Source organism: Georgenia sunbinii, from assembly GCF_036421875.1.
GTDB classification, from domain to species: Bacteria; Actinomycetota; Actinomycetes; order Actinomycetales; family Actinomycetaceae; genus Georgenia_B; species Georgenia_B sunbinii.
Genome location: NZ_JAZGOL010000008.1, coordinates 44,032 through 66,347 on the forward strand (window position 1 = coordinate 44,032; position 22,316 = coordinate 66,347).

General features: G+C 72.2%; 22 protein-coding genes. 7 read left to right on the forward strand and 15 right to left on the reverse strand.

What is annotated here, in order from left to right; genetic code table 11:
- Positions 1-36 precede the first annotated feature (36 nt).
- The 5 genes from V2J52_RS15645 to V2J52_RS15665 all read right to left on the reverse strand — a co-directional run bounded on the left by V2J52_RS15645 (position 37) and on the right by V2J52_RS15665 (position 4,231).
- Positions 37-234, reverse strand: coding sequence for a hypothetical protein (locus V2J52_RS15645; RefSeq protein ID WP_331228662.1), 198 nt, complete (start codon positions 232-234; stop codon positions 37-39).
- 30 nt (positions 235-264) lie between these two features.
- Positions 265-1,197 (reverse strand): type II secretion system F family protein, encoded by a 933-nt coding sequence (locus V2J52_RS15650; RefSeq protein ID WP_331228663.1) that lies wholly within the window; start codon positions 1,195-1,197, stop codon positions 265-267.
- Positions 1,194-2,045, reverse strand: coding sequence for a type II secretion system F family protein (locus tag V2J52_RS15655; protein WP_331228664.1), 852 nt, complete (start codon positions 2,043-2,045; stop codon positions 1,194-1,196). Before V2J52_RS15655 ends, V2J52_RS15650 begins: the two co-directional genes overlap by 4 nt.
- Before the next feature lie 11 nt (positions 2,046-2,056).
- A complete protein-coding gene (locus V2J52_RS15660) occupies positions 2,057-3,304 on the reverse strand; it encodes a TadA family conjugal transfer-associated ATPase (protein ID WP_331228665.1) in 1,248 nt (415 codons plus the stop codon).
- A gap of 219 nt (positions 3,305-3,523) precedes the next feature.
- Positions 3,524-4,231, reverse strand: coding sequence for a TetR/AcrR family transcriptional regulator (locus V2J52_RS15665; RefSeq protein ID WP_331228666.1), 708 nt, complete (start codon positions 4,229-4,231; stop codon positions 3,524-3,526).
- Positions 4,232-4,325: 94 nt separating this feature from the next.
- On the opposite strand from V2J52_RS15665, the gene V2J52_RS15670 reads away from it, so the two are divergent.
- The 3 genes from V2J52_RS15670 to V2J52_RS15680 all read left to right on the forward strand — a co-directional run bounded on the left by V2J52_RS15670 (position 4,326) and on the right by V2J52_RS15680 (position 7,793).
- Positions 4,326-5,321, forward strand: coding sequence for an ABC transporter ATP-binding protein (locus V2J52_RS15670; protein ID WP_331228667.1), 996 nt, complete (start codon positions 4,326-4,328; stop codon positions 5,319-5,321).
- Positions 5,314-6,096 (forward strand): ABC transporter permease, encoded by a 783-nt coding sequence (locus V2J52_RS15675; protein ID WP_331228668.1) that lies wholly within the window; start codon positions 5,314-5,316, stop codon positions 6,094-6,096. Before V2J52_RS15670 ends, V2J52_RS15675 begins: the two co-directional genes overlap by 8 nt.
- A 215-nt stretch (positions 6,097-6,311) precedes the next feature.
- Positions 6,312-7,793, forward strand: a complete 1,482-nt coding sequence (locus V2J52_RS15680; protein WP_331228669.1) for an MDR family MFS transporter — start codon at positions 6,312-6,314, stop codon at positions 7,791-7,793.
- Here the strand turns inward: V2J52_RS15680 and V2J52_RS15685 are convergent.
- The 7 genes from V2J52_RS15685 to V2J52_RS15715 form a co-directional block, all read right to left on the reverse strand.
- Positions 7,777-9,012, reverse strand: a complete 1,236-nt coding sequence (locus tag V2J52_RS15685) for a saccharopine dehydrogenase family protein (RefSeq protein WP_331228670.1) — start codon at positions 9,010-9,012, stop codon at positions 7,777-7,779. The two genes, V2J52_RS15680 and V2J52_RS15685, sit on opposite strands and share 17 nt — an antisense overlap.
- Positions 9,013-9,087: 75 nt before the next feature.
- Positions 9,088-9,297, reverse strand: a complete 210-nt coding sequence (locus V2J52_RS15690) for a hypothetical protein (protein ID WP_331228671.1) — start codon at positions 9,295-9,297, stop codon at positions 9,088-9,090.
- An 88-nt stretch (positions 9,298-9,385) separates the two neighbouring features.
- Positions 9,386-10,981, reverse strand: coding sequence for a glycoside hydrolase family 43 protein (locus V2J52_RS15695; protein WP_331228672.1), 1,596 nt, complete (start codon positions 10,979-10,981; stop codon positions 9,386-9,388).
- Positions 10,978-13,395 carry a beta-xylosidase/alpha-l-arabinosidase gene (locus V2J52_RS15700; protein WP_331228707.1) on the reverse strand — a complete coding sequence of 806 codons (2,418 nt, stop codon included), beginning with the start codon at positions 13,393-13,395 and terminating at the stop codon, positions 10,978-10,980. Before V2J52_RS15700 ends, V2J52_RS15695 begins: the two co-directional genes overlap by 4 nt.
- Positions 13,396-13,488: 93 nt before the next feature.
- The gene (locus V2J52_RS15705) at positions 13,489-14,361 is read right to left on the reverse strand and encodes a carbohydrate ABC transporter permease (RefSeq protein ID WP_331228673.1); all 873 of its coding nucleotides are present in this window, start codon (positions 14,359-14,361) and stop codon (positions 13,489-13,491) included.
- The gene (locus V2J52_RS15710) at positions 14,361-15,392 is read right to left on the reverse strand and encodes a carbohydrate ABC transporter permease (RefSeq protein ID WP_331228674.1); all 1,032 of its coding nucleotides are present in this window, start codon (positions 15,390-15,392) and stop codon (positions 14,361-14,363) included. The genes V2J52_RS15705 and V2J52_RS15710 overlap by 1 nt, the downstream gene beginning before the upstream one ends.
- Positions 15,393-15,400: 8 nt before the next feature.
- On the reverse strand, positions 15,401-16,699 hold the full coding sequence (locus V2J52_RS15715) for an extracellular solute-binding protein (RefSeq protein WP_331228675.1): 1,299 nt from the start codon (positions 16,697-16,699) through the stop codon (positions 15,401-15,403).
- 205 nt (positions 16,700-16,904) lie between these two features.
- On the opposite strand from V2J52_RS15715, the gene V2J52_RS15720 reads away from it, so the two are divergent.
- A complete protein-coding gene (locus V2J52_RS15720) occupies positions 16,905-17,936 on the forward strand; it encodes a LacI family DNA-binding transcriptional regulator (RefSeq protein WP_331228676.1) in 1,032 nt (343 codons plus the stop codon).
- Here V2J52_RS15720 and V2J52_RS15725 read toward each other — a convergent pair.
- Positions 17,909-18,877 carry a zinc-binding dehydrogenase gene (locus tag V2J52_RS15725; protein ID WP_331228677.1) on the reverse strand — a complete coding sequence of 323 codons (969 nt, stop codon included), beginning with the start codon at positions 18,875-18,877 and terminating at the stop codon, positions 17,909-17,911. The two genes, V2J52_RS15720 and V2J52_RS15725, sit on opposite strands and share 28 nt — an antisense overlap.
- A 134-nt stretch (positions 18,878-19,011) precedes the next feature.
- On the opposite strand from V2J52_RS15725, the gene V2J52_RS17095 reads away from it, so the two are divergent.
- The gene (locus tag V2J52_RS17095) at positions 19,012-19,086 is read left to right on the forward strand and encodes a 50S ribosomal protein bL37 (RefSeq protein ID WP_434056440.1); all 75 of its coding nucleotides are present in this window, start codon (positions 19,012-19,014) and stop codon (positions 19,084-19,086) included.
- 105 nt (positions 19,087-19,191) lie between these two features.
- Here V2J52_RS17095 and rsrA read toward each other — a convergent pair whose 3' ends face one another.
- A complete protein-coding gene (rsrA, locus tag V2J52_RS15730) occupies positions 19,192-19,473 on the reverse strand; it encodes a mycothiol system anti-sigma-R factor (protein WP_331228678.1) in 282 nt (93 codons plus the stop codon).
- A complete protein-coding gene (locus tag V2J52_RS15735; protein WP_331228679.1) occupies positions 19,470-20,255 on the reverse strand; it encodes a sigma-70 family RNA polymerase sigma factor in 786 nt (261 codons plus the stop codon). The genes rsrA and V2J52_RS15735 overlap by 4 nt, the downstream gene beginning before the upstream one ends.
- A 93-nt stretch (positions 20,256-20,348) precedes the next feature.
- Between V2J52_RS15735 and V2J52_RS15740 the strand changes: the two genes are divergently transcribed.
- Both V2J52_RS15740 and aroA read left to right on the forward strand, forming a co-directional pair.
- Complete coding sequence (locus V2J52_RS15740; protein ID WP_331228680.1) at positions 20,349-20,867, forward strand: DoxX family membrane protein; 519 nt, start codon at positions 20,349-20,351, stop codon at positions 20,865-20,867.
- A gap of 96 nt (positions 20,868-20,963) precedes the next feature.
- On the forward strand, positions 20,964-22,316 hold the full coding sequence (gene aroA, locus V2J52_RS15745) for a 3-phosphoshikimate 1-carboxyvinyltransferase (protein ID WP_331228681.1): 1,353 nt from the start codon (positions 20,964-20,966) through the stop codon (positions 22,314-22,316).

Here is a 22,316-nt window from a genome sequence, read left to right on the forward strand (position 1 = left end):
TCGCCGAGCCGTCCTCGTCGCCGGCCAGGCGATTCCTCAGACGTCGAGCACCCGCTGCATGGCCGTCTCGAACACGTTGACGAGCGCCGGTCCGGCGATGAGCCAGATGGCGACGACGAGTCCTGCCGTCATCAAGGTCACCAGGACCCACCCGGGCACGTCGCCCCGCTCGGGCTCGAGCTCCCGGTAGCGACGGCTTAGCGCCGCCCAGTAGATGGCGAGGTGCGTCCGCATAGTTGTCTCCTTGGTCGTTTCGGGGTGTGTTCACAGGCCCACCTGCAGCAGGACGAGCCCGGGGAAGAGTGCGAACATCACGGTCACTGGCAGCACGAGGAAGACGACCGGCACCATCATCGCGATTTCCTTTTTTCCACCGAGCTCCATCAGCTCGCGGCGCGCCACCTCCCGGGCGTCCACCGCCTGGGCACGAAGGACCTCGGCGAGCGGGGTGCCCCGGTCGATGGCGACGGCGATCCCCTCGGCAAATCGGCTCACCGCCGACTGTGAGCTCCGGGCACTGAGCCGCTCCAGCGCGACCACCATCGGCGTGCCGGACCTGATCTCACCGAGCGCGATCCGGATCTGACGGGTCAGCGCACCATGGGTCGTGCGCGCCACCCGCTCCAGCGCTGCCATCGGTCCCTCGCCGGCACTGACCGCGAGCGCCAGCAGCTCGGCCACCGCCGGCAGCTCCGCCAGCATCTCGTGCTGGTGCCGTTCTGCGGCACGGGTCAGCCACCGGTCGCGGGCGATCGCGGCGCCGAGCCCGGCGACGACGAGCGCCAGCAGCCCCGCGGGCACGCTGAGACCTCGGGTGATCCCCGCGAGGAGGAGGACGACCAGCGTGACGGCGAGCGCCAGCGCGGCCCACATGACCTGCTCGAGGCGGAACTGCTCGACGGACTGCGGCCGCCCGGCGAGCTCGGTGCGACGTCGCACGCTCTGCGAGGTGCTGCCAAGGCGCTCAAGCATCCGGCCGGCATCGGCCATCACCGGCGCGAGGAGGCTCTCGAGCGTCGGGAACGGCGTGTGGTGCCGAGGCTCGACCAGCAGGCCCGACGTCGTCGGGCGCTCCCGCAGGTAGGGCGCGATGCGATCCGGCAGCCTGATCCGAGCGGCACGCAGCCGCCAGATGACGAGCCACAGGCCCAGGCCGCCGAGCAGCCCTGCGAGCCCGCCGACCACCGTGACGTTCACCGGAGCACCCGTGTCTCTTCCGGCAGCCGACTTAGGCGCACCATCAACCCGTACGCGACACCCGAGACGACGGCGCCCGTGGCGAGCACGAGGACGCCGAGCGCGGAGTTGAACGCGGCCGCCGTCTCCGCCCGCCCGCTGAGGAGGATGAGCACCACCCAGGGGGCCGCCGTCGCGAGGCGCGCCCCGTTGACCGTCCAGCTCTGCCGCGCCTCGAGCTCGCCGCGGGTGCGGAGGTCCTCACGCAGCAGCTGGGCGAGGGTCCGCAGCAGCCGGACGAGATCAGAGCCACCGACCTCACGGGTGATCCGCAGCGCCTCGATAATCCGGTCGGCCACCGGGTCCGCCAACCGTGCCTTGAGCCGGTCGAGCGCCTCCGCGAACCGGCCGGTGACCCGGTAGTCGTCGGCGAAGCGCTGGAAGTCGGCCCGGACCTCGGCCGGCCCGCGCTCGCTGAGGCTGATGACTGCCTCGGGCAGTGACATCCCGGCGCGGATCGCGGAAACGAGGTCGTCGACGACCTCCGGCCACACCGCCCGCAGCTCGCCCTGCCGCCGGCGCGCCCGTGCCCGCGCGAGCGTCGTCGGCACGATGCCGCCCATGATCGCGAAGCACACCGCGATCGGCGGGGAGCCGGAGCTTCCCAGCGTCGCGAGGAACACCAGCAGTGCGAGCACGCTGGAGGTGAAGGCGAGCGCAGCGGGAGTCACCGAGGGTGCCCCAGCCCGGATCAGCAGGTCCTGGGTCCGCTCACGCCACCCGGGTGATGTCCGGGCCGGCCGAGGCGGGGCAGGCCACATCGAGAACCAGACGAGGAGCAGCCCGACGCCGAGGACGAGTCCGGCCACCGCTCCCACGGTCACTCACCCGGCTCGCCGGCGAGCAGCCGCGCGAGGTCGACCCCCGCCTGGTCGAACCGTTCCGCGGAGCCCGGGAAGCCGGCACCTCGCACCAGCCGGCCCTCACGGCGCAGGAAGAGCTCAGCGGTCTCGACCACGCCCTCCTCCGCGCGCCCGGTGACCGCGACGATCTCGCGGACGAACCGCCGACCGTCACGATCGAGCTCGACGTGGACGACGAGATCGATGGCCGCGGCGACCGTCGGCACCACGAACGAGCTCGACACGTTCTCACCGGCGAGCAGCGGCAGCGTGCAGATCTTGGTGACCGCCTCCCGGGCGGAGTTCGCATGGATGGTGCACATCCCGGGGATCCCCGAGTTCAGCGCGATGAGCATGTCGAAGCTCTCGGCCTCGCGGACCTCGCCGATGATGATCCGGTCCGGCCGCATCCGCAGCGCCTCCTTCACCAGGCGCCGGAGCTGGACCTCGCCGTGCCCCTCGAGGTTCGGCTGGCGGCACTGCATGGCGACGACGTCCCGGTTCGCCGGCCGTAGCTCGAAGACCTCCTCGCAGGTGATCACCCGCTCACCCGAGGGAATGGCACCTGCCAAGGCGTTGACCATCGTGGTCTTGCCCGCCTGGGTGGCTCCCGAGACCAGCACGTTCAGCCCGACCAGCACCGCGGCGTCGAGGAACGCGGCCGCCTGCGGGGTCATCGAGCCGAGGGCGACAAGGTCGCTCAGCCTGGTGGCCCTCGCGATGTACTTGCGGATGTTCACCGCCCACGCCGACCGGGTGATGTCCGGGATGACGACGTGCACCCGCTCCCCCGTAGCGAGCGACGCGTCGACGAACGGTGAGGACAGGTCGAGCCGCCGCCCGGAGATCCGCAGCATCCGCTCGACGAGGTCGTGCACCTGGGTCTCGGTGAGGATCGTCGTCGTCAGCTCCGACCGGCCGGCGCGGGCGATGAACACCTTGCCCGGTTCGTTGATCCAGATCTCCTCGACCGTCGGGTCATCGAGATACCGCTGCAACGGGCCGAGACCGGCGACGGCGTCGACGATGTCCTTGGTCGTCTGCGCCGCATCCGCCACCGGCGGCACCAGCCCGGCGACCGAGCGACCGTCGTAGTCCGCGATCGCGTCGGCGACCAGCGCGCGGATGCCGTCGACATCGCGGGCAGGATCGAGCCCGCGACGTCGGATGAGCTCGCGCACCTCGTCCTCGAGAAGCGCCGTTGCCTGGTTCACGCCGGTGGTCACCCCCGTGCTCCGTGACTGGTCAAACTAGCGGGAATCCGGGGCCGTGTCAGTAGTGCAGGAGAGATCTGTGGACAACCGACAAGGCGCTGCGGGTCGTCGTCGCCGCCCTCTCCCGAAGCTCCGTCGACCAACTGGGCCATGGGTCGATCATTTGAACCCGGTGTTTCGACCCAAAAGATCGACCAAAGCCGGCGGGGCGGAGGGCGAGGGGCGGGCGGGCTACGCCTCGCGCCCCTCGCCCAGCGCCGCCGCGATCCGCCGCCGCACCACCTCGTCGTGCAGCGCCGGCGGGCCGGCGCCGTCGTCGTCCCCCTCGGCACCAGCAGGACTTCGCGTCCCCGCAGGGTCCAGCAGCCGCTGCATGCCGGCCCGCAGCACCCGCTGGTCGATCGCGACGCTGCCGGCGAGCATGAGCAGCGCTGAGCCCTGGTCCAGCGCCGTCAGCAGCGCGCCGAGGTCGGCGTCGGACAGCGGGTCACCCCCCACCCGTGACTCCGCGGCGATGCTCGTGTAGACGTCGGTCAGCTTCTCCATCCGCTTGGCAAGCTCGCCGGCGAGCTGCTCGTCGCGGGCAGCGGTGGCGACAAACTCCAGGGTGGCCAGCGCGACGCCCGTCATCGCCGCTGCCAGCGCCGGGTCCTGCCCCTCCGGCATCGCGTCCTGCGCGGTCCGCTCGAAGACGTCCCAGCCACCCTCGGCGAGCGCGGTCTCGATGTTGAGATCCATCACGGCGAGGAACAACCCGGCCTTGCCGTCGAAGTTCGAGTAGACGGCCCCCTTGGAGAAGCCGGCCTCGCGCGCGATGAGCTCGAGGTTCGCGCCGCTGTAGCCGTCCCGGGCGAACACCGCCCGCGCCGCGAACACCAGCGCCTCACGGGTCTGCCGCTGCCGGTCCCGGCGCGAGATGGGGTCGGGGAGCCGGGTCATCGCCCCATCCTAGGACTCCGAAAACTGTATTGACGTACCGAAGGTATCCAAATACTCTCAGTATCTACATACCGCGAGTATCTGAGGAGTCCTCATGACCGATGACGTTCTGCACGTCGCTGGCCTCACCCGCCGCTTTGGCGACACGGTGGCCAACGACGACATCTCGCTGCGTGTCCGGCCTGGCGAAGTGGTCGGGCTGCTCGGCCACAACGGCGCCGGCAAGACCACGCTGGTCTCCCAGGTCGTCGGCCTGCTGCGCCCCGACTCGGGGAGCATCCGCGTCGGTGAGGTCGATGCCGTCGCCGACCCCGCCGCCGCCCGCCGCCACGTCTCGCTGCAGGCCCAGGCGCAGGCACCGATCGACGGGCTCACCCCACGCATCGCGATCGAGATCGCCGGCCGGATCCGCGGACTCTCGACGCGACGCTCCCGCGCCGTCGCCCAAGAGCTCGCCGAGGAGCTGGACATCACCGCCTGGCTCGATCAGCGCGCACTGCCCGAGGGCCGCGGCCTGTCCGGCGGCATCCGGCGCCTCGTCGCGTTCGCGATGACCGTCGCCGCCCCCACCCCGCTGCTCGTCCTCGACGAGCCGACCAACGACATCGACGCCTCCCGCCGCCGGCTGCTCTGGACCGCGGTACGCCGCCGCGGCGACGACGGCGCCGGCGTCCTGCTCGTCACCCACAACGTCACCGAGGCCGAGCGGATCGTCGACGAGCTCGTCGTCCTCGACCACGGCAAGGTGGTCGCCAGCGGCTCCCCGGCGCGGCTGCGCGGCACCCAGGACAGCGACCTGCGGCTCGAGCTGCAGCTACCACCCGACGGCGCCGACCCAGCCGACCCCACCGACCAGCCGCACCAGCTGCCGGTCACCGCGCTGCGCCACGTCCGCGCCGGCCGGCGGGTGCTGCTCACCGTGCCCGCCGACGAGGCCGCCGCCGCCGTCACCTGGGCCACCGCGCTGCGCGGCAAGGACCTCATCGACGGCTACGTCCTCGCCCCCGCCACCCTCGAGGACGCCTACCTCGGCCTCACCTCCGCCGCCCCCGACGCCGCACTCGCCACCACGGAGCCCAGCCATGCCTGAAACACTCACCGCACCCGCGCTCCCCCGCCCGGTCGACGCCGGCCTGTGGACCGGCTACCGCACCCTGCTGCGCTGGCAGGTCGCCCAGATCGGCCCGCTGCTGCCGCTCGTCGTCGTCATCCAGGCGCTGCTGGCCGCCGGCATCATCATTGGCTTCGGCTTCCTCATCCCCGACATCGACCACGCCACCGCGCTGTTCCTGTCCACCGGCGCGCCGACCGTGCTGCTGCTGACCATCGGGCTGGTGATCGTGCCGCAGGGCGTGGCCCGGGCCCGCACCGACGGCACCTTCAACTACATGCGCTCGCTGCCGCTGGCCCGGCCGCTGCTGCTGGCGGCCGACATGACCGTGTGGCTGTTCATCGCGCTGCCGAGCGTCGCCGTTGGCGTGCTGGTCGCCTGGCTGCGCTACGACCTCACCTTCAGCTTCGACTGGCCGGTGCTCATCGCCGCCGCGCTGCTCGTCACGGTGATGGCCACCGCCGTCGGCTACGCGATCGCGGTCACCCTGCAGCCGATGCTCGCCCAGCTCGTCAGCCAGGTGCTGGTGTTCTTCGTGCTGCTGTTCTCGCCGATCACCTTCCCGGCGACCCAGCTGCCGCAGTGGTTCCAGACCGTCCACGACGTGCTGCCGGTCCGCCCCGGCGCCGACCTGCTGCGCGCCGGCCTCGCCTCGGACACCTTCACCGCCGACGGCCGCGACCTCGCCGTGCTGGTCGCCTGGACGGTCGTCGGGATCGCGGTGACGCTCCGGGCGCTGGTGCGGCGGCAGTGACGGCCGACCGGAATACGCCGCCACCACCCTCAGTTGCACCGTCGCAGAGGACGAGGGACGCGTCATAGCGGCGTTCGTCACCCGACGCTAATTCAGGTGCACGACCCCCGTACCGGCCGCATACACTCCGATGCGGTGTGCGAGGTCGCCCGTCACGGGTACGACCAGTAGCCGCGGCACGACCCGGCACTCGATACCACCACCCGAGGAGCCCCATGAGCGTCGACCAGCGCGCTGACACCGTCGCGCCCAGCCCGACCACACCCACCACCGCCGACGCCTCGCTCTCACCGCAGGTGAAGCTGGTCATCGGCGTGCTCCTCGTCGCCTCGTTCGTGATGATCCTCAACGAGACCGTCATGAGCGTGGCGATCCCGCGGCTGATGACGGAGTTCTCGGTGACCGCCGCGACCGCCCAGTGGCTGACGACCGCGTTCATGCTCACGATGGCCGTGGTCATCCCGACCACCGGGCTGATCCTCACCCGGTACTCGACCCGCTCGGTGTTCATCGGCGCGATGTCGCTGTTCAGCGCCGGCACCCTGCTGGCGGCGGTGGCGCCGGTCTTCCCGGTGCTCGTCGCGGCCCGGGTGATCCAGGCGAGCGGCACCGCGATCATGCTGCCGCTGCTCATCACCACGGTGCTGACCTTCGTGCCGGTGTCCCGCCGCGGCCGCACCATGGGGCTGATCTCGATCGTCATCGCCGTTGCCCCGGCGGTGGGCCCGACCTTCTCCGGGTTCATCCTCGCCAACCTCAGCTGGCGCTGGATGTTCCTCGCCGTGCTGCCGATCGCGCTGGTGGCGCTGGCCGTCGGTGCCGCACTCGTCAAGAACATCACCACCCCGCGGGCGGTGCCGGTCGACGTCGTCTCCATCGTGCTGTCCGCGGTGACCTTCGGCGGCCTCATCTACGGGCTCAGCAGCATCGGCGAGGCGACCCAGGGCAACGCGCTCGTCTCGCCGGCCATCCCGCTCGGGATCGGCACCGTGACGCTCGTGCTCTTCGTGTGGCGCCAGCTGCGGCTGCAGCGTGACGACGCCGCGCTGCTCGACCTGCGCCCGTTCCGGTCACGGACCTTCACGGTCGGCATCACGATGATGCTCATCTCGATGGGCGCGATGTTCGGCACCCTCATCCTGCTGCCGATGTACCTGCAGAACATCATGGGCCTCACCACGCTGGAGACCGGCCTCGTGCTCTTCCCCGGCGGCCTGACCATGGGGCTCATCGCCCCGTTCGTCGGCCGGCTGTTCGACAAGGTCGGGCCGCGGCCGCTGGTCATCCCCGGCTCCATCGTGCTCGCCACCGCCCTCGGCCTGATGACCCTGCTGACCGCCGACAGCCCGACGTGGCACGCGGTGGCCATCCACGTCACGCTGAGCATCGGGCTCGGCTTCCTCATGACGCCGCTGATGACGTCGGCGCTCGGCTCGGTCGAGCCGGCGCTCTACTCCCACGGCAGCGCCATCATGAACACCCTGCAGCAGCTCGCCGGCGCCGCCGGCACCGCGCTGTTCATCACCATCATGAGCACGCGCACCGCCGCGGGCCTGGACGACGGCCTCGACCCCGTCGCGGCGCAGGCGGCCGGGATCCACGACGCGTTCCTCTGGGGTGCCGGGGTCGCGCTGGCGGCCGTGGCGATCTCGTTCCTCGTCCGGCGTCCGGCGGCGCCGGCTACCGAGGAGCGCTGACCCGCTCGGTCGCGATCCGGAAGCCGGCGGCGACCAGCCGGTCCGCCAGCACCGCGCCGAGCGCGGTCGCCGGTGTGAGGACGCCGCCCCCGCCGGGCAGCCCGGTGCCGGCGGCGAGGGCCACCGCGGTCTGCCCGAGCATGACGGCGGTAGCCGCGTAGCCCGGGTCGCCGTCGGCCTCGACGGTGGTGCCGTACTGCTGCCCGCTGGCGGTACGGGCGAGCACCTCCATCCGGAAGTGCCCGGTGCGGCGGGTCTCCTCGTCCGGCCCCTCGCCCGGGGACGGCAGCAGCCGGTCGGCGAGCTGGCGTGCGCCGGGCAGCGCGAGCGCCACGACGGCGGCGTCCAGGCCCAGCGCCAGGGCTTGTGCCCGACGACGGGCCCGGCTCCCCCGCCCGAGCGCGACGACCTCGCGGTAGCGGAAGGACCGGCCGTAGCGCCAGCCGAGCAGCGCGTTGCTGCGGTGCACGACCCGCGTGTTGATGCCGGCCATCGGGAACGGCGCCACCCAGGTGCCGGTCGCGGCGTCCTGGAACGCTCGGGAGGGAGCCTGCTGGTCGAGGTCCGGCTCGGCATCACGGTCGGGGCTGAGGGCGTACGGGTCGGCGAGGACGCGACGGGCGCCCGGGTCGCGTGCCGCCATCAGCTGCAGCCGCATCGAGTCCACCGTCCCGCCGCTCAGCCCACCGGCGAGGTCCCGCACGGTCAGCGTCGTCTCCCGCAGCTGCCCCGCGCCGTCGGCGCGGGCACGCTCCGCGGTGAGCAGCACGCCGAGGTCCGACGGGACGGAGTCGAAGCCGGCGGCGTGGACGATCCGCGCCCCGGTCCGGCGGGCGACCTCGTGGTACCGCAGGCTGCTCTCCCGGATGAACAGCACCTCACCGGAGAGATCGGCATAGTGCGTGCCGTGCTCCGCGCAGGCGCGGACGAGGGGCAGCCCGTGCCGTGCGTACGGGCCGACGGTGCTCACCACCACCCGGGCGCGGTCCGCGAGCGCTGCCAGCCCGACGTCGTCGGCAGCGTCGACCACGTGCAGCTCCCATCCGGCGGCCGCCGGGCCCAGCCCGTCCCGCACCGCCTCGAGGCGCTGCAGCGACCGGCCGGACAGCCCGATCCGCAGCTGCGAGGCGTGGTGGGCGAGGTGCTCGGCCACCAGCCGGCCGACGAAGCCGGTGGCGCCGTGCACGACGACGTCGAGCGGGCGGTCCGGTTGCTCCATCTACCGAGCGTAGGTCGGTCCGGCCGGTCGCGCCCGGTGCGGCGGTCGATGGGTGAGGCGGGCGCGGCGCCGAGGTCACCGTGGCGGCTTGCCGGCCCGGATGAGCGCGACCAACCCGATCCCGCCGAAGACCACGGCGCCGAGCACGCCGAGAACGACCTTAACCGCCGGTGTCACACGAGGGACCGCCGACTCCGGCAGCGCCGTCGGGTCCAGCACCGTCACGACCGTCGCGACCAGCCGTGACTCCGGCTCGATCACGACGAGGGCGATGGTCGCCGCCATGAGGGGCACCCCACGACGACTCGCGCCAGCCCCGGTCGCTTCGTTCTGCTCACGCCGCCCCCCCCTCGCACGTCCCGGAGATCACGCGTCAGCCGGCCGGCAGGTACTCGAAGCGGCGCACCTCCACGGTGGTGTCGGTCGGCTGGCCGTTGCTCGACGCGTAGACCCCGATCCACAGCCCGAGGAAGCCGCCGGTGGCGACGCTGTCGAGGGTCCGCCCGTCGGCCACCGCGACCGTCACCGGCGCACTCCCCGCCGCCCCCGCCAGCCCAGCCACCCCCGCCAGCAAGGCGTAGTCCTGCCCGCGGGCGCTGACGGTCAGCGTCACCTCGCCCGCCGGCAGCACCACCTCACCGAGCGTCACCTCGGTGCCGTCGCGACGGTGGACGACGACGGCGCGTCGCACCGGCCCGCCCACGTCCGGCCCGGGTCCGGTGATGACGCCGGTGACGAACAGCCGGACGTGGTCCTGCTCGGACTGCCGCACCACCAGGCCCGCCTCCTCCCCCGGGCCGAGATCCGCTCGGATCACTGCACGCACGTCGACGTCGCGGTGCTGCTGGCGGACACCGAGGAACGCCGGGGTGCCGGCCTCGGCGAGCGTCGTCGTGCGCACCCGCAGCGACCATCCCTCGCCGGCCGGCGTGGCGACCTCGACGACCGGCCGGCGCAGCGCCGTCCACCGGAGGTCGTCGGGGAGCACCACGCCGGCCGCCTCGCCCTGGGCGGCGCCGGGCTGCCACGGCTGCCCGCCCGGCACCTCGACCGTCGCCGGCAGCCGCCCCTCGCCCGGCGCGAAGACCGGCCACCCGCCCTGCCACTCCACCGGGACGAGGAACGTCTCGCGGCCGAGCGGGTAGTGGTAGCCGCCGTAGGGCCGCATACCGAGCAGCAGCGCCCACCAACCGCCGTCGCCGTCGGCCACGAGGTCCGCATGACCGACGCCGACGACGTCGACGTCGCGCCCGAGGTGCCGGTGGGTGAGCACCGGGTTGCCCCGGTTGCCGGTGTACGGCCCGGTGACCGACTCGGCCCGCGCGACGGACACCGCGTGGTGGAACTCGGTGCCGCCCTCCGCGGTGAGCAGGTAGTACGTGCCCTCGACCTTGTACAGGTGCGGCGCCTCGGACCACACGACGTCGCGCAGTGCGCCGGTCCACAGCACGTGCTCCGGGCCGATCAGCTCGAGCCGCTGCCGGTCGAGCTCGCGGAGCCAGATCTCGGTCTGGTCGTGCCACTGCGGGGCGCGGGCCGGGCGGGTGCCGTGCAGCCACACCCGGCCGTCGTCGTCGAAGAAGATCGACGGGTCGATGCCGTCGGCGTCCAGCCACACCGGCGCCGACCACGGGCCAGCCGGGTCGGTCGCGGTCATGAGGAAGTTCCCGCCGCGCGCCGCGTCACGTTGGTCCACCAGCGTGCAGACCAGCCAGAACACGCCGTCGTCGTGGCGGATGGTCGGGGCGTACAGCCCGCCGGAGGAGGCGATGCCGTCGAGGTCGAGCTGGTCCGCCCGGTCGACGACGTGGCCGAGCTGCTCCCAGCTGACCAGGTCGCGGCTGTGGAACACCGGCAGGCCCGGGAAGTACTCGAAGGTCGAGGTCACCAGGTAGTAGTCCTCGCCCACCCGGCACACCGACGGGTCCGGGTAGCAGCCGGGCAGCACCGGGTTGGGCGCGGTGGTCATCGGACCGCCACTGCCGCCGGCGCGACCGCCACGGTCACCTGCCGGGGGTCGGCCGTCGTTACCTCGTGCACGTCGCCGGTGATTGCGAGCGTTGCGCGGGGGGTGGCCGTACCGGGGATGGTCCGCCGGGCGGCCTGGCGGTCGTTGGTGATGACGCCGCCGGTCTCGTGGCCCACGTCGGCTCCGCGCGCCGACGCCGCCGCGTGCGAGGCGACCCACACCTCAACGTCGCCCGGCTCCACCACTCGCACCAGGCGCCGGTCGGCGAACGCGAACCGGCTCGTCGGGACGGTCAACGTCAACCGGAGGGCCTCGCCCGGCTGCAGGGTCACCCGGCCGTAGCCGAGCAGCTGCGCGACCGGTCGGGCCACCGAAGCCCGCACGTCGTGCCCATAGAGCTGCACCGTCTCGGTGCCTGCGACGTCCCCGGTGTTGGTCACCGTGACCGCGACGGTGAAGCTTCCACCGGCCGTCACCTCGGCGTCGGTGACGAGGTCGTCGTAGCCGAAGCCGGTGTAGGACAGCCCGAAGCCGAACGGCCGGGTCGGGGTGGAGTCGGCGGTCGTGACGTCCGACGGGCCACCGAGCGCCGGGTGGAGGTAGGTGTAGGGCTGCGCCCCGGCCGACCGGGGCAGCGACACCGGCAGCCGGCCGGAAGGGTTGACCGCCCCGGTGAGCACGCCGGCAATGGCGGTGGCGCCCTCCTCGCCGGGGAAGAACGCCTGCAGCACCGCGGCCGGCCGGGGGCCGGGGCCGTCCAGCGCCCAGCCGACGACGTACGGCCGGCCGGTAACGAGCACCATGACCACCGGCGTCCCGGCGGCCACCACCGCCTCGACGAGCTCGCGCTGCACCCCGGGCAGCTCGAGCGACTCGACGTCGTTGCCCTCCCCCACGGTGCCCCGGCCGAACAGGCCGGCCTGGTCCCCGACCACCACCACCGCGACGTCCGCTGCCTCGGCAGCCGTGACGGCGTCGGCGAACCCGGCGGTGTCGGTGCCCTCGACGGTGCAGCCCTCGGCGAGCAGCAGCTCCGGTGGCGTCCCGCCGGCCTCACCGAACGCGGTGCGCAGCGCCTGTGCCACCGTGGGCAGCTCGATCCCGGTCACGCTCTGCGGGTGGTGCGGCAGCACGTGGTTGACGAAGGAGTAGCAGCCCAGCAGGGCCTCGCCGCGGTCGGCATTGGGGCCGATGACCGCGACCCGGGCCGGCGCCGCGGACCGGCCGACAAGCGGCAGCACGCCGTCGTTGGTCAGCAGCACCACCGACTCCTCGGCGATCCGGCGGGCCAGCGCGCGGTGTCGCGGTGAGTCGAGATCGACCGTCGTCGGCGGCTCATCCTCGAAGGCCCCCGGATCGAGCAGCCCGAGCTCCTCCTTCTGCCCGAGCACCCGCAGCACCGCCCGGTCGACGTAGCGCTCGTCGAACCGACCGTCGCGGATGCGCTCGGCGAGCGGCTCCAGGTAGGCGTCCCCCGAAGGCAGCTCGACGTCGATGCCCGCCTCCACCGCGAGCGCCGCCGCCTCACCGCGGTCGGCGGCGACCCGGTGCATCACCTCGAGGAAGCCCACCGAGAAGTAGTCGGCGACGACGGTGCCATCGAAGCCCCAGGTCTCGCGCAGCAAGGTGGTGAGCAGCTCGGGGCTAGCGCCGGCCGGCACGCCGTCGACGTCGTTGTAGGCGTTCATCACCGACCGGGCGCCGCCGTCGAGCACCGCCATCTCGAACGGCGGCAGGTAGACGTCGGCGATCTCCCGCGGGCCGGCGCTCACCGGGCCGTGGTTGCGCCCCGCCGCCGAGCCGGAGTAGCCGACGAGGTGCTTGAGGGTGGCGTGCACCCCGGCCGCCTGCAACCCGCGGACATAGGCAGTGCCGACGGTGGCGACGAGGTACGGGTCCTCCCCGATGGCTTCCTCCACCCGGCCCCAGCGCGGGTCGCGGACGACGTCGAGCACCGGCGCCAGCCCCTGATGGACACCCAGCTCACGCATCGAGTCGCCGATCGCCCGGGCAGCCTCCTCGATGAGCGCTGGGTTGAAGGTGGCCCCCCACGCCAGCGGCGTCGGGTAGCTCGCCGCCCGCCAGGCGGCCAGCCCGGTGAGGCACTCCTCGTGGACCAGCGCCGGGATCCCCAGCCGAGTCTCCCGCTTGAGCCGGCGCTGCTCGGCCCACAGCCAGCCGGCGCGCTCCACCGGGTCCACCGGCCGGGTGCCGTAGACCCGGGTGTAGTGCCCGATGCCGTCCCGGGTGATCTCCGCGAGGCGGGTGGTGGGCGCCTGCCCGGCGGTCATCTCGGACTGCAGCGGGGCCACCGAACCGCTCTGGTCGAGCCAGTAGCCGACGAGCTGGGCAAGCTTCTCCGCCAGGCTCATCCGGGCATGGATCCGGCGGACACGCTGCGAGACCGCCGGCATGGCGGGGACGAGGTCGGACACGTGACGCTCTCTTTCGGTTGTGCCAGTGGTGGTGCGAGGTGCGGGCCGGACGGCGGGGTGGTGCAGGCGGCTTCAGCCCTTGACGGCGCCGGTGAGTCCGCCCACGATGCGTTTCTGGAAGAACGAGAAGAAGATGAGCGCCGGGATCATCGACAGCGAGGTGAACGCCAGGACGCGGGCGGTGTCGACCGAGTACTGCGAGGCAAAGGCCTGCACCCCCAGCGGCAGGGTGTAGGACGCCTCGTTGCCCAGGATGAACAACGGCAGCAGGTAGCTGTTCCAGCTCGCGATGAACGCCAGGATCCCCACGGTCACCACACCCGGGACCGACAGCGGCACCACCATCCGGAAGAAGAAGCTGAGCCGGCTCGCGCCGTCGATCGCCGCCGCCTCCTCCAGCTCCTTGGGGATCGCCCGCAGGAACGGAACGAGGATGATGATCGTCACCGGCAGCGCGAAGGCGATCTGCGGGACGATGATGCCGGTGAGGCTGTTCATCATCCCCAGGTCCCGGATGAGGATGTACAGCGGGGTGATCGCCACCGTGATGGGGAACATCAGGCCCGCGGCGAACAGCGAGTACATCGCCCCGCGGCCGCGGAACTCGTAGCGGGCGATGACGTAGCTGGCCATCACGCCCAGCACCACGACGCCGGTGGTGGTCCCCACGGCCGCGATCGTGGAGTTGCCGATCTGCCGCCAGAACACCGAGCTCACCAGGACGTCGACGTAGTTGCCGACCACCCAGGGGCCCGGCAGCCCGGAAGGGTCGGTGGTGATCTGGGAGTTCGTCCGGAAGCCGCCCAGCACGATGAACAGGACGGGCGCGACGCAGATACCGACGAAGAAGAACGCGACCAGGTAGGTGAGCGGGCCGCCGCGGCCCAGTCGGGTGCCCTTGCCTCGCGCCGCGGTCGTCTGCCGTGGCGCGGTGATGGCCGCCATCACTTCTTCCTTTCGGTGAGGGCGCCGGCGGTGTCCCGCCGAAGCACGTAGCGCTGGTAGATCAGGGCGATGGTCAGCGAGATGAGGAACAGCACCACGGCGGCGGCGTTGCCGAAGCCGTAGCTCGCGGCATTGCGCCCGTACATGACCATGTAGATGGCCATCGTCGAGGTGCCCGCGGTGGCCGAGACGTACTGGCCCCAGATGATGTAGACGAGGTCGAAGAGCTGCAACGAGCCGATGATCGACAAGAACGCCCAGATCCGGATGGTGGGGCCGAGCAGCGGCAGCGTGATGCGCCGCTGGGTCTGCCAGTAGGACGCGCCGTCGATGGCCGCGGCCTCGAACAGTTCCTCGGGGATGCTCTGCAACCCGGCGAGGAAGAGGATGACTGCGAAGCCGATGTACTTCCACGAGATGATCATCATCAGCGACCAGATCGCGACGTCCGGGTCCGACAGCCAGTCCACCGTCCAGTCCGGCAGCCCCATCTTGGTGAGGAAGTCGTTGACCGCCCCGGTGGTCTGGAGCATGAGGCTCCAGCCGACCCCGACGATGACCTCGGAGATGACGTAGGGCATGAAGATGAGGACCCGGACGATCGACCGTCCGCGGATCCGCTGGTTGAGCAGCAGGGCGATGGCCACCGCCGCCGGCCCCTGGATGATGAGAGACATGACCACGATGAACCCGTTGTGCTGCAGCGCGTCGTGGAAGACCGGGTCCTGCAGGATGATGCGGTAGTTGTCGAGGCCGACGAAGTCCGTCGCCGGCCCGTAGCCGTTCCACCGGAAGAAGCCGTAGTAGGCCGCCATCAGCACCGGGAAGATGACGAACCCGAGGAAGACGATGATGGCCGGCCCGGACAGCAGCGCGATCTCCGCGCGCTTGCGCCAGTCGGCCCGGCCCCGTCGCGGCGACCGGCGGGCGGAGGACGACGCCGTGACGGCGCCGCCCCCCGCCCCGGTCGAGGAGCCCCCGGGCGAGGACGACTTCAGGGCCAGCGCGTTCTCGCCCGAGGAGTCACTCATGGTGCCTGCTAGCCCCGAGCGGCGGAGTCGTTGACTGCGGCGACGATGCCGGCCGGGTCACCCTGGCCCGCGAGCAGCTCGACGACACCGGCGTTGAGTGCGTTACCGACGTTCTGACCGAACAGGGTGTCGAGCCAGACCATGACGTACGGGGCGTTGTTGTAGTACTCGAGGATGTCCTGCAGGGCACCCTCCTCGACAACTCCCTGAGCCTCCTGGCTGGCGGGCACCGTGTGGAACGCCTGGGCGTAGCCCTCCTGGTACTCCTGCTGCATGAAGAAGTTGAGGAACGCGGTGCACTCCTCCTGCGGGGCGTCCACGGAGCACGAGTACCCATCGACGCCACCCATCATCGCGGCCGGGTCACCCGCGCCGCCCTCGACGGCCGGGAACGGGAACCAGCCGAGGTCTGCCAGCGGCTGCTCGTCGGGGGTCAGCGAGGCGATGACGCCGGGGTTCCAGGCCCCCATGAGCTCCATGGCTGCCTCGTGGTTGGCCAGCAGCCCCGCCGAGGAACCGGCGCCCTGCTGAGCAGCCGTGGTGAGGAAGCCGTTGTTGAAGGGCTCGGTGTCGGCCAGCGCCTGCAGCTCCTCGCCGGCCTGCAGCCAGCACTGGTCCTCGAAGGTGCCGGACTCTGCGGCGGCCTCCATCGTGTCCTGGGAGCAGGCACGCAGCGCGAAGAAGTAGTACCAGTGCGCGGCGGGCCAGGCATCCTTCGCGCCGAGGGCGATCGGTGCGATACCGGCGTCCTTGAGGGCGGTGACGGCGTCGTCCAGCTCCGCCATCGTCGTCGGGGGGCTGTCGATGCCGGCCTCGGCGAAGAGGTCCTGGCTGTAGAAGATGCCACCGGGCAGGACCGCGGTCGGCATGCCGTAGACGTCGCCGTTCACCGTGAACGCACTGAATGCGCCCTCACCGACGGCCGTCCTCGTCGCGTCGTCGATGTGGTCGCTGATGTCCATCACCTGGCCGGCGTTGACGACGTCGGCGAGCTTGCCACCGCCGCGAGCCATGAAGATGTCCGGCGCGTCGCCGGAGTTGAGGGCGGTCTGCAGCTTGCCGTCCATGTCCTCGTTCTGGATGGACTGGATGTCGATGGTGACGCCCGGGTTGGCGTCCTCGAAGGCAGCGACCGTGTCTTCCCAGTAGGCCTTGCCCTCTCCGGTGGTGGAGTTGTGCCAGAAGGTCATCGCGACGTCGCCGTCGCCCGAGCCTGTGTCATCACCGTCACTGCCGCCGCAGGCGGTGAGCCCGAGGGCACCGATCACCGCCGCAGCGGCGATCGCGAGAGTCTTCCTAGCCATCATGAGAATCCGTCCTCTGGTCGGGGCGAGCGGGTGGAGAGGTCGTCGTCACTGACGTCGCGGCGGTAGGTGTCACGCCTGGTGTGCGGCTCGCCATCGAAGCACTTCCCCGTCGTCGTCAGCGGTGGATGTGACAGGACTATGGCAGCGCCGACACGATGGTGTCAATCGTTATCGATAACGTTTTACTAACGTAGGCTCTCGGCTCATGAGGCAGCGGGTCACCATCAGGGATGTCGCCGTGGCGGCAGGCGTGTCGGTGGCGACCGTGTCGAAGGTGATCAACGCGCGTTACGGCGTCGCGACGTCGACCTCCTCGCGGGTGCAGGCGGTCATCGACGACCTCGGCTACGAGTCGAGCCTCGTCGCGCGGGGCATGCGGTCGCGCCGGACGAACGTCATTGGCGTCGTCGTCGCCGAGTTCGAGCCGTTCAGCGCCGAGATCCTCAAGGGGGCGGCGATCGCGCTGGAGGACACCGACTACGCCTTGCTCGCCTACACCGGCGCCCGCCAGAGCCGGGGCGCCGGCTGGGAGCGCCGTTACCTCTCCCAGCTGAGCGGCACCCTCATCGACGGCGCGCTCATGGTCACTCCCACCGTGGTCGACGCCGACCCTGGCGTACCGGTGGTCTCCATCGACCCGCACGCCGGGCCGGCCGGGCTGCCCACCGTCGAGGCCGACAGCCTCACCGGGTCGGTGCTCGCGGTCCGTCACCTCGTCGCCCTGGGGCACACCCGGATCGGCTTCATCGCCGGACGGCCCGACCTGCAGTCCTCGGCGCTGCGCGAGGCAGGTTACCGCCAGGCGCTCACCGAGGCCGGGCTGCCGGTCGACGCGGACCTCGTGCGGGTGGGTGACTACCGGCGCGACTCCGCGCACGACCTCAGTGCCGAGCTGCTCTCCCTCCCCCAGCCACCGACGGCGATCTTCGCCGCCAACGACCTCTCCGCCCTCGGGGTGATCGCGCTCGCCCACGAGCGCGGGCTGGACGTGCCGGGCGACCTGTCCGTCGTCGGCTTCGACGACATCCCCGACGCGGCGTCCGCGGTGCCGCCGCTGACCACGGTGCGCCAGCCGATCCAAGCGATGGGCTCGGCCGGCATCCGGATGCTCCTCGAGCTGATGGCCGACCGCCCGGTGGCGCAGACCCACCTGCGGCTGCCGGTCTCACTGGTGCCGCGGTCGAGCACCGCCCCGCCGCGCGCCGCCGGTCAGGGCTCGAGCACGAGCTTGCCGTAGACCTCGCCGTGCTCGAGCCGGGCGAGAGCGGCGGCCGCCTCGCTCAGCGGCAGCACGTCGTCGATGTGCGGCCGGGCGCCGGTGGCGACGAGGAACGCGGTGAGCAGCCGCAGCTCCTCGAGCGTGCCCATCGTCGAGCCGACGACGCTCACGCTGCGGAAGAACACCCGGGACAGCTCCGCCGGCGGCATCGCGCCCGAGGTCGCGCCGGCCACCGCGATGGTCCCGCCGGGTCGCACCACCCGCAGCGAGTGCGCCCAGGTGGCCTCGCCCACCGTCTCCACGACCGCGTCGACCTGGTCCGGCAGCCGGGCGCCGGACTCGAACACCTCGTGGGCGCCCAGCGCACGGGCGCGATCGTTGCGCTCCGGGTCCCGGCCGCACACCCACACCTCCAGGCCGGCGGCCCGCGCGAGCAGGATCGACGCCGTCGCCACCCCGCCCCCGGCGCCCTGCACCAGCACCCGCTGCCCCGGCCGCAGCGCGGCGGCATGGAACAGCAGCCGGTAGGCGGTGAGGTAGGCGGTCGGCAGGCAGGCCGCCTCGGCCCAGCTGAGCTCGGCCGGCTTGGCGACGACGTTGCCGGCCGGCACCCAGACCCGTTCGGCCAGCGTGCCGGGGTAGACCTCGGACAGCAGGCTGCGCCGCGGGTCGAGGGTCTCGTCGCCGCGCCAGTGCGCGCCTGCGACCACCGCGTGGACGATCACCTCGTTGCCGTCCTCGTCGGTGCCGGCGGCGTCGCAGCCGAGCACCATCGGCAGCCGATCGGCGGGCAGCCCGACGCCCCGCAGCGACCAGAGGTCGTGATGGTTGAGCGCGGCCGCGCGCACCGTCACCGGCACCCAGCCCGGCCGCGGTGGCCCCGGGTCCTCGAGCTCCCCGACGACCAAGCCCCGCAGCGGGTTCTCGGCGTCCTGGCTGTCGACGTAGACGGCGCGCATCACCCCAGCGTGCCACGCCCGGCGCCGCCGTGGCGGCCGGGCGACCGGTCTCGTGCAGCGCGCAGTGCCGTCGGTGTGGGACGATGGACGGCGGAAACCGCCCGCGGGGCGGGCCGGAGACTCAGGAGGATGCCATGAGCAAGCGTGGACGGAAGCGCAAGGCGCGTCGCAACACCAAGGCGAACAGCGGCAAGCGCCCCAACAGCTGACACCAGCCGACACCGCGAGAGGCCGACCCGCCACGGGTCGGCCTCTTGCCGTTCTCCCCAGCGACCCTGGCGGTGGTGCTGGTCAGCCGCTGACGGCGGTGCTGGTCAGTCCCGCGCCCGCAGCATGCTGATCTGCGCGACGACGCGCAGCCGCAGCCCGGTCGGCGCCGTCTCGGCGCAGGAGCGCCGCAGCAGCAGCCGCAGGTGCGTCTCGGCGTCGGTCGCCTCGCGGCACGTCGGGCACAGCCGCACGTGCTCACGCAGCCGGGCGCACTGCGCCTCGCTGATCTCGGAGTCGACGAACTCGTAGAGCTGCTCGAGCAGCTCCTCGCAGTTGCACGGACCGGGCGGGACGGTGCCCGGCTCGGGGGCGGTGTCATAGGTCATGAGCGGGCCTCAGTGGTCATGCCGAGCTCGCGGGCGTGGTCGGCGAGCCGTTCGCGCAGCTGGCGCCGTCCTCGGTGCAGCCGCGACATCACGGTGCCGATCGGCGTCTCCATGATCTCGGCGATCTCCTTGTACGCGAAGCCCTCGACGTCGGCCAGGTACACCGCGATCCGGAAGTCCTCCGGCAGCGCGTTCAGCGCGTCCTTGATCTCCGAGTCGGGCAGCTTGTCCATCGCGTCCATCTCCGCCGAGCGCAGTCCCCTGGAGGTGTGCGAGGCGGCCCGGTGGATCTGCCAGTCCTCGACGTTGTCGGCGTCGGACTGCAGCGGTTCGCGCTGCTTCTTGCGGTAGGTGTTGATGAAGGTGTTGGTGAGGATCCGGTACAGCCAGGCCTTGAGGTTGGTCCCGGGCTTGTACTGGTGGAAGGCGGCGTAGGCCTTGGTGAAGGTCTCCTGGACGAGGTCCTCGGCGTCGGCCGGGTTGCGCGTCATCCGCATCGCGGCGCCGTAGAGCTGGTCGAGGAAGGGCAGCGCATCGGCCTCGAAGCGCAGCGCGCGCTGCGCGTCACTCTCCTCGACGGGTGCGCGATCCTGGTCCTCACCAATGGTCTCGGTCATCACTCCCGAGCCTAGCCCGCCCACCCGGGAGCGCGCGCCGACCGGCCGCTCCTCGGCTGGCTGCACCTCGGCCGGCCACGCGTCGGCCGACGGCCAGCCGCCGGGCCGGGCTGCGCCGTCGCCGGCGGTGAGGTCCGCGACGGGCGCGGTCGTCGTACAGGTCATGATCGGTCTAACCCCCGCGGGCGCCCCGACATTCCCGACCGCACTCACGGGCCACCACTCGCCACGTCGGCTCTCATGAGGTAGCAATGGTGTATGAGCCTCTCCCGCCGCCTTGCCCGCCCCCTGCTGGCCTCGTCGTTCCTCGCGAGCGGCCTGGACGCGCTCCTTCGGCCCGACGCGCACGTCGTGAAGTTCCGCGAGGTCGAGTCCCTGCTCGAGAAGGCCGGGGTACCGCCCGCCGTCACCGGCGACACCAAGCTCCTCGTGCGCGTCAGCGGCGCGGTCACGCTCGTCGCCGCAGGCATGCTCGCGACCAACCGCAACCCGCGGTCCGCCGCGCTCGCGCTGGCGGCGCTGACCGTCCCGATCACCATCGCCAACAACCCGGTGTGGAGCACCCGGGACAAGTCCGAGCGCAAGCGGATGCGTGACGGCCTGCTCCAGGGCGCCAGCCTCGTCGGCGGGCTCGCGCTCGCCGGGCTCGACCGCGACGGGAAGCCCTCGCTGGTCTGGCGCGCCGCCAACACCCGCGAGCACAAGGCGCTCATCCGCGAGATCAAGGCCGCCGCCAAGGAGACGAAGGCCGACCTCAAGTCGTCGCTCAAGGGCTGACCGGGGCCGCGGCTCATCGGCGCCGGCCGGGCCCGGTCGGGGCCGATCGGTGGGCAGAATGACCTGTCGGCGGCAGGCTTGGCTACTCTCGTACCCATGGCACCTGAGATCACATCCGCCGAACTTGCCTGGCCCGCGCCCGTGGCCGAGGGCCCGCTCGACGCCGTCGTGCCGGTTCCTGGCTCCAAGTCACTGACCAACCGCTACCTGCTGCTCGCGGCGCTCGCCGCCGAACCCACCCAGCTCCACCGTCCGCTGCACTCGCGCGACTCCGTGCTCATGATCGAGGCGCTGCGCGCGCTCGGCACCCGCATCGAGAACGTCGACGCCGAGGGCCGGCCCGACCCGGCCGGCACCGATCTGCTCATCGACCCCGCCCCGCTCGTCGGTCCCGCCACCGTCGACTGCGGGCTCGCCGGCACCGTGATGCGTTTCGTCCCGGCACTGGCGAGCATCGCCGACGGCGAGATCACCTTCGACGGCGACGAGCGCGCCCGGGAACGTCCCATGGGCGCGCTCATCGACGTGCTGCGCGACCTCGGCGCGCAGGTCGACGACGACGGCCGCGGCACGCTGCCGTTCACCGTCCACGGCACCGGCTCGCTGCCCGGCGGCGAGGTCGAGGTCGACGCCAGTGCCTCGAGCCAGTTCGCCTCCGCGCCGCTGCTCGTCGCACCGGCGCTGGCCAACGGCATCACCCTGGTGCGCCGCGGTCCGATGCCCAGCCAGCCGCACGTGACGATGACCATCGACGCGCTGCGGGAGCGGGGGGTGCGCGTCGACGTCGAGAACGGCGAGGACGGCGCCCCGGCACGCTGGCGGGTGCACCCCGGCCCGGTCGCCGGCGGGATGGTGACCATCGAGCCGGACCTGTCCAACGCCGGCCCGTTCCTCGCCGCCGCCCTCGTCTCCGGTGGCCGCGTGAGCGTCCCGGACTGGCCGGCGAGCACCTCGCAGGCCGGTGACGGGCTGCGCAAGCTCCTCGTCCGGCTCGGCGCCACCGTCGAGCTCGGCCCCGGCGGGCTCACCGTCACGGGCTCCGGCACCATCACCGCGATCGATGCCGACCTCCACGACGTCGGCGAGCTCACCCCCACGATCGCGGCGCTGTGCGCGTTCGCCGACGGCCCCAGCCGGCTGCGCGGCGTCGGGCACCTGCGCGGCCACGAGACCGACCGGCTGGCGGCGCTGGCCACCGAGCTCGGCCGGATCGGCGTCCACGCCGAGGAGACCGCCGACGGCCTGATCATCACGCCCGGGCCGCTGCGTCCGGCGCGGCTGGAGAGCTACCACGACCACCGGATGGCGACCTTCGCCGCCATCATCGGGCTCCGCCTGCCGGGCGTGGAGATCGTCGACGTCGGCACCACCGCCAAGACGATGCCCGACTTCACCGGCATGTGGTCGCAGATGGTGGCCACCGCCGGCCGCAGCCAGGCCCGCCTGTGA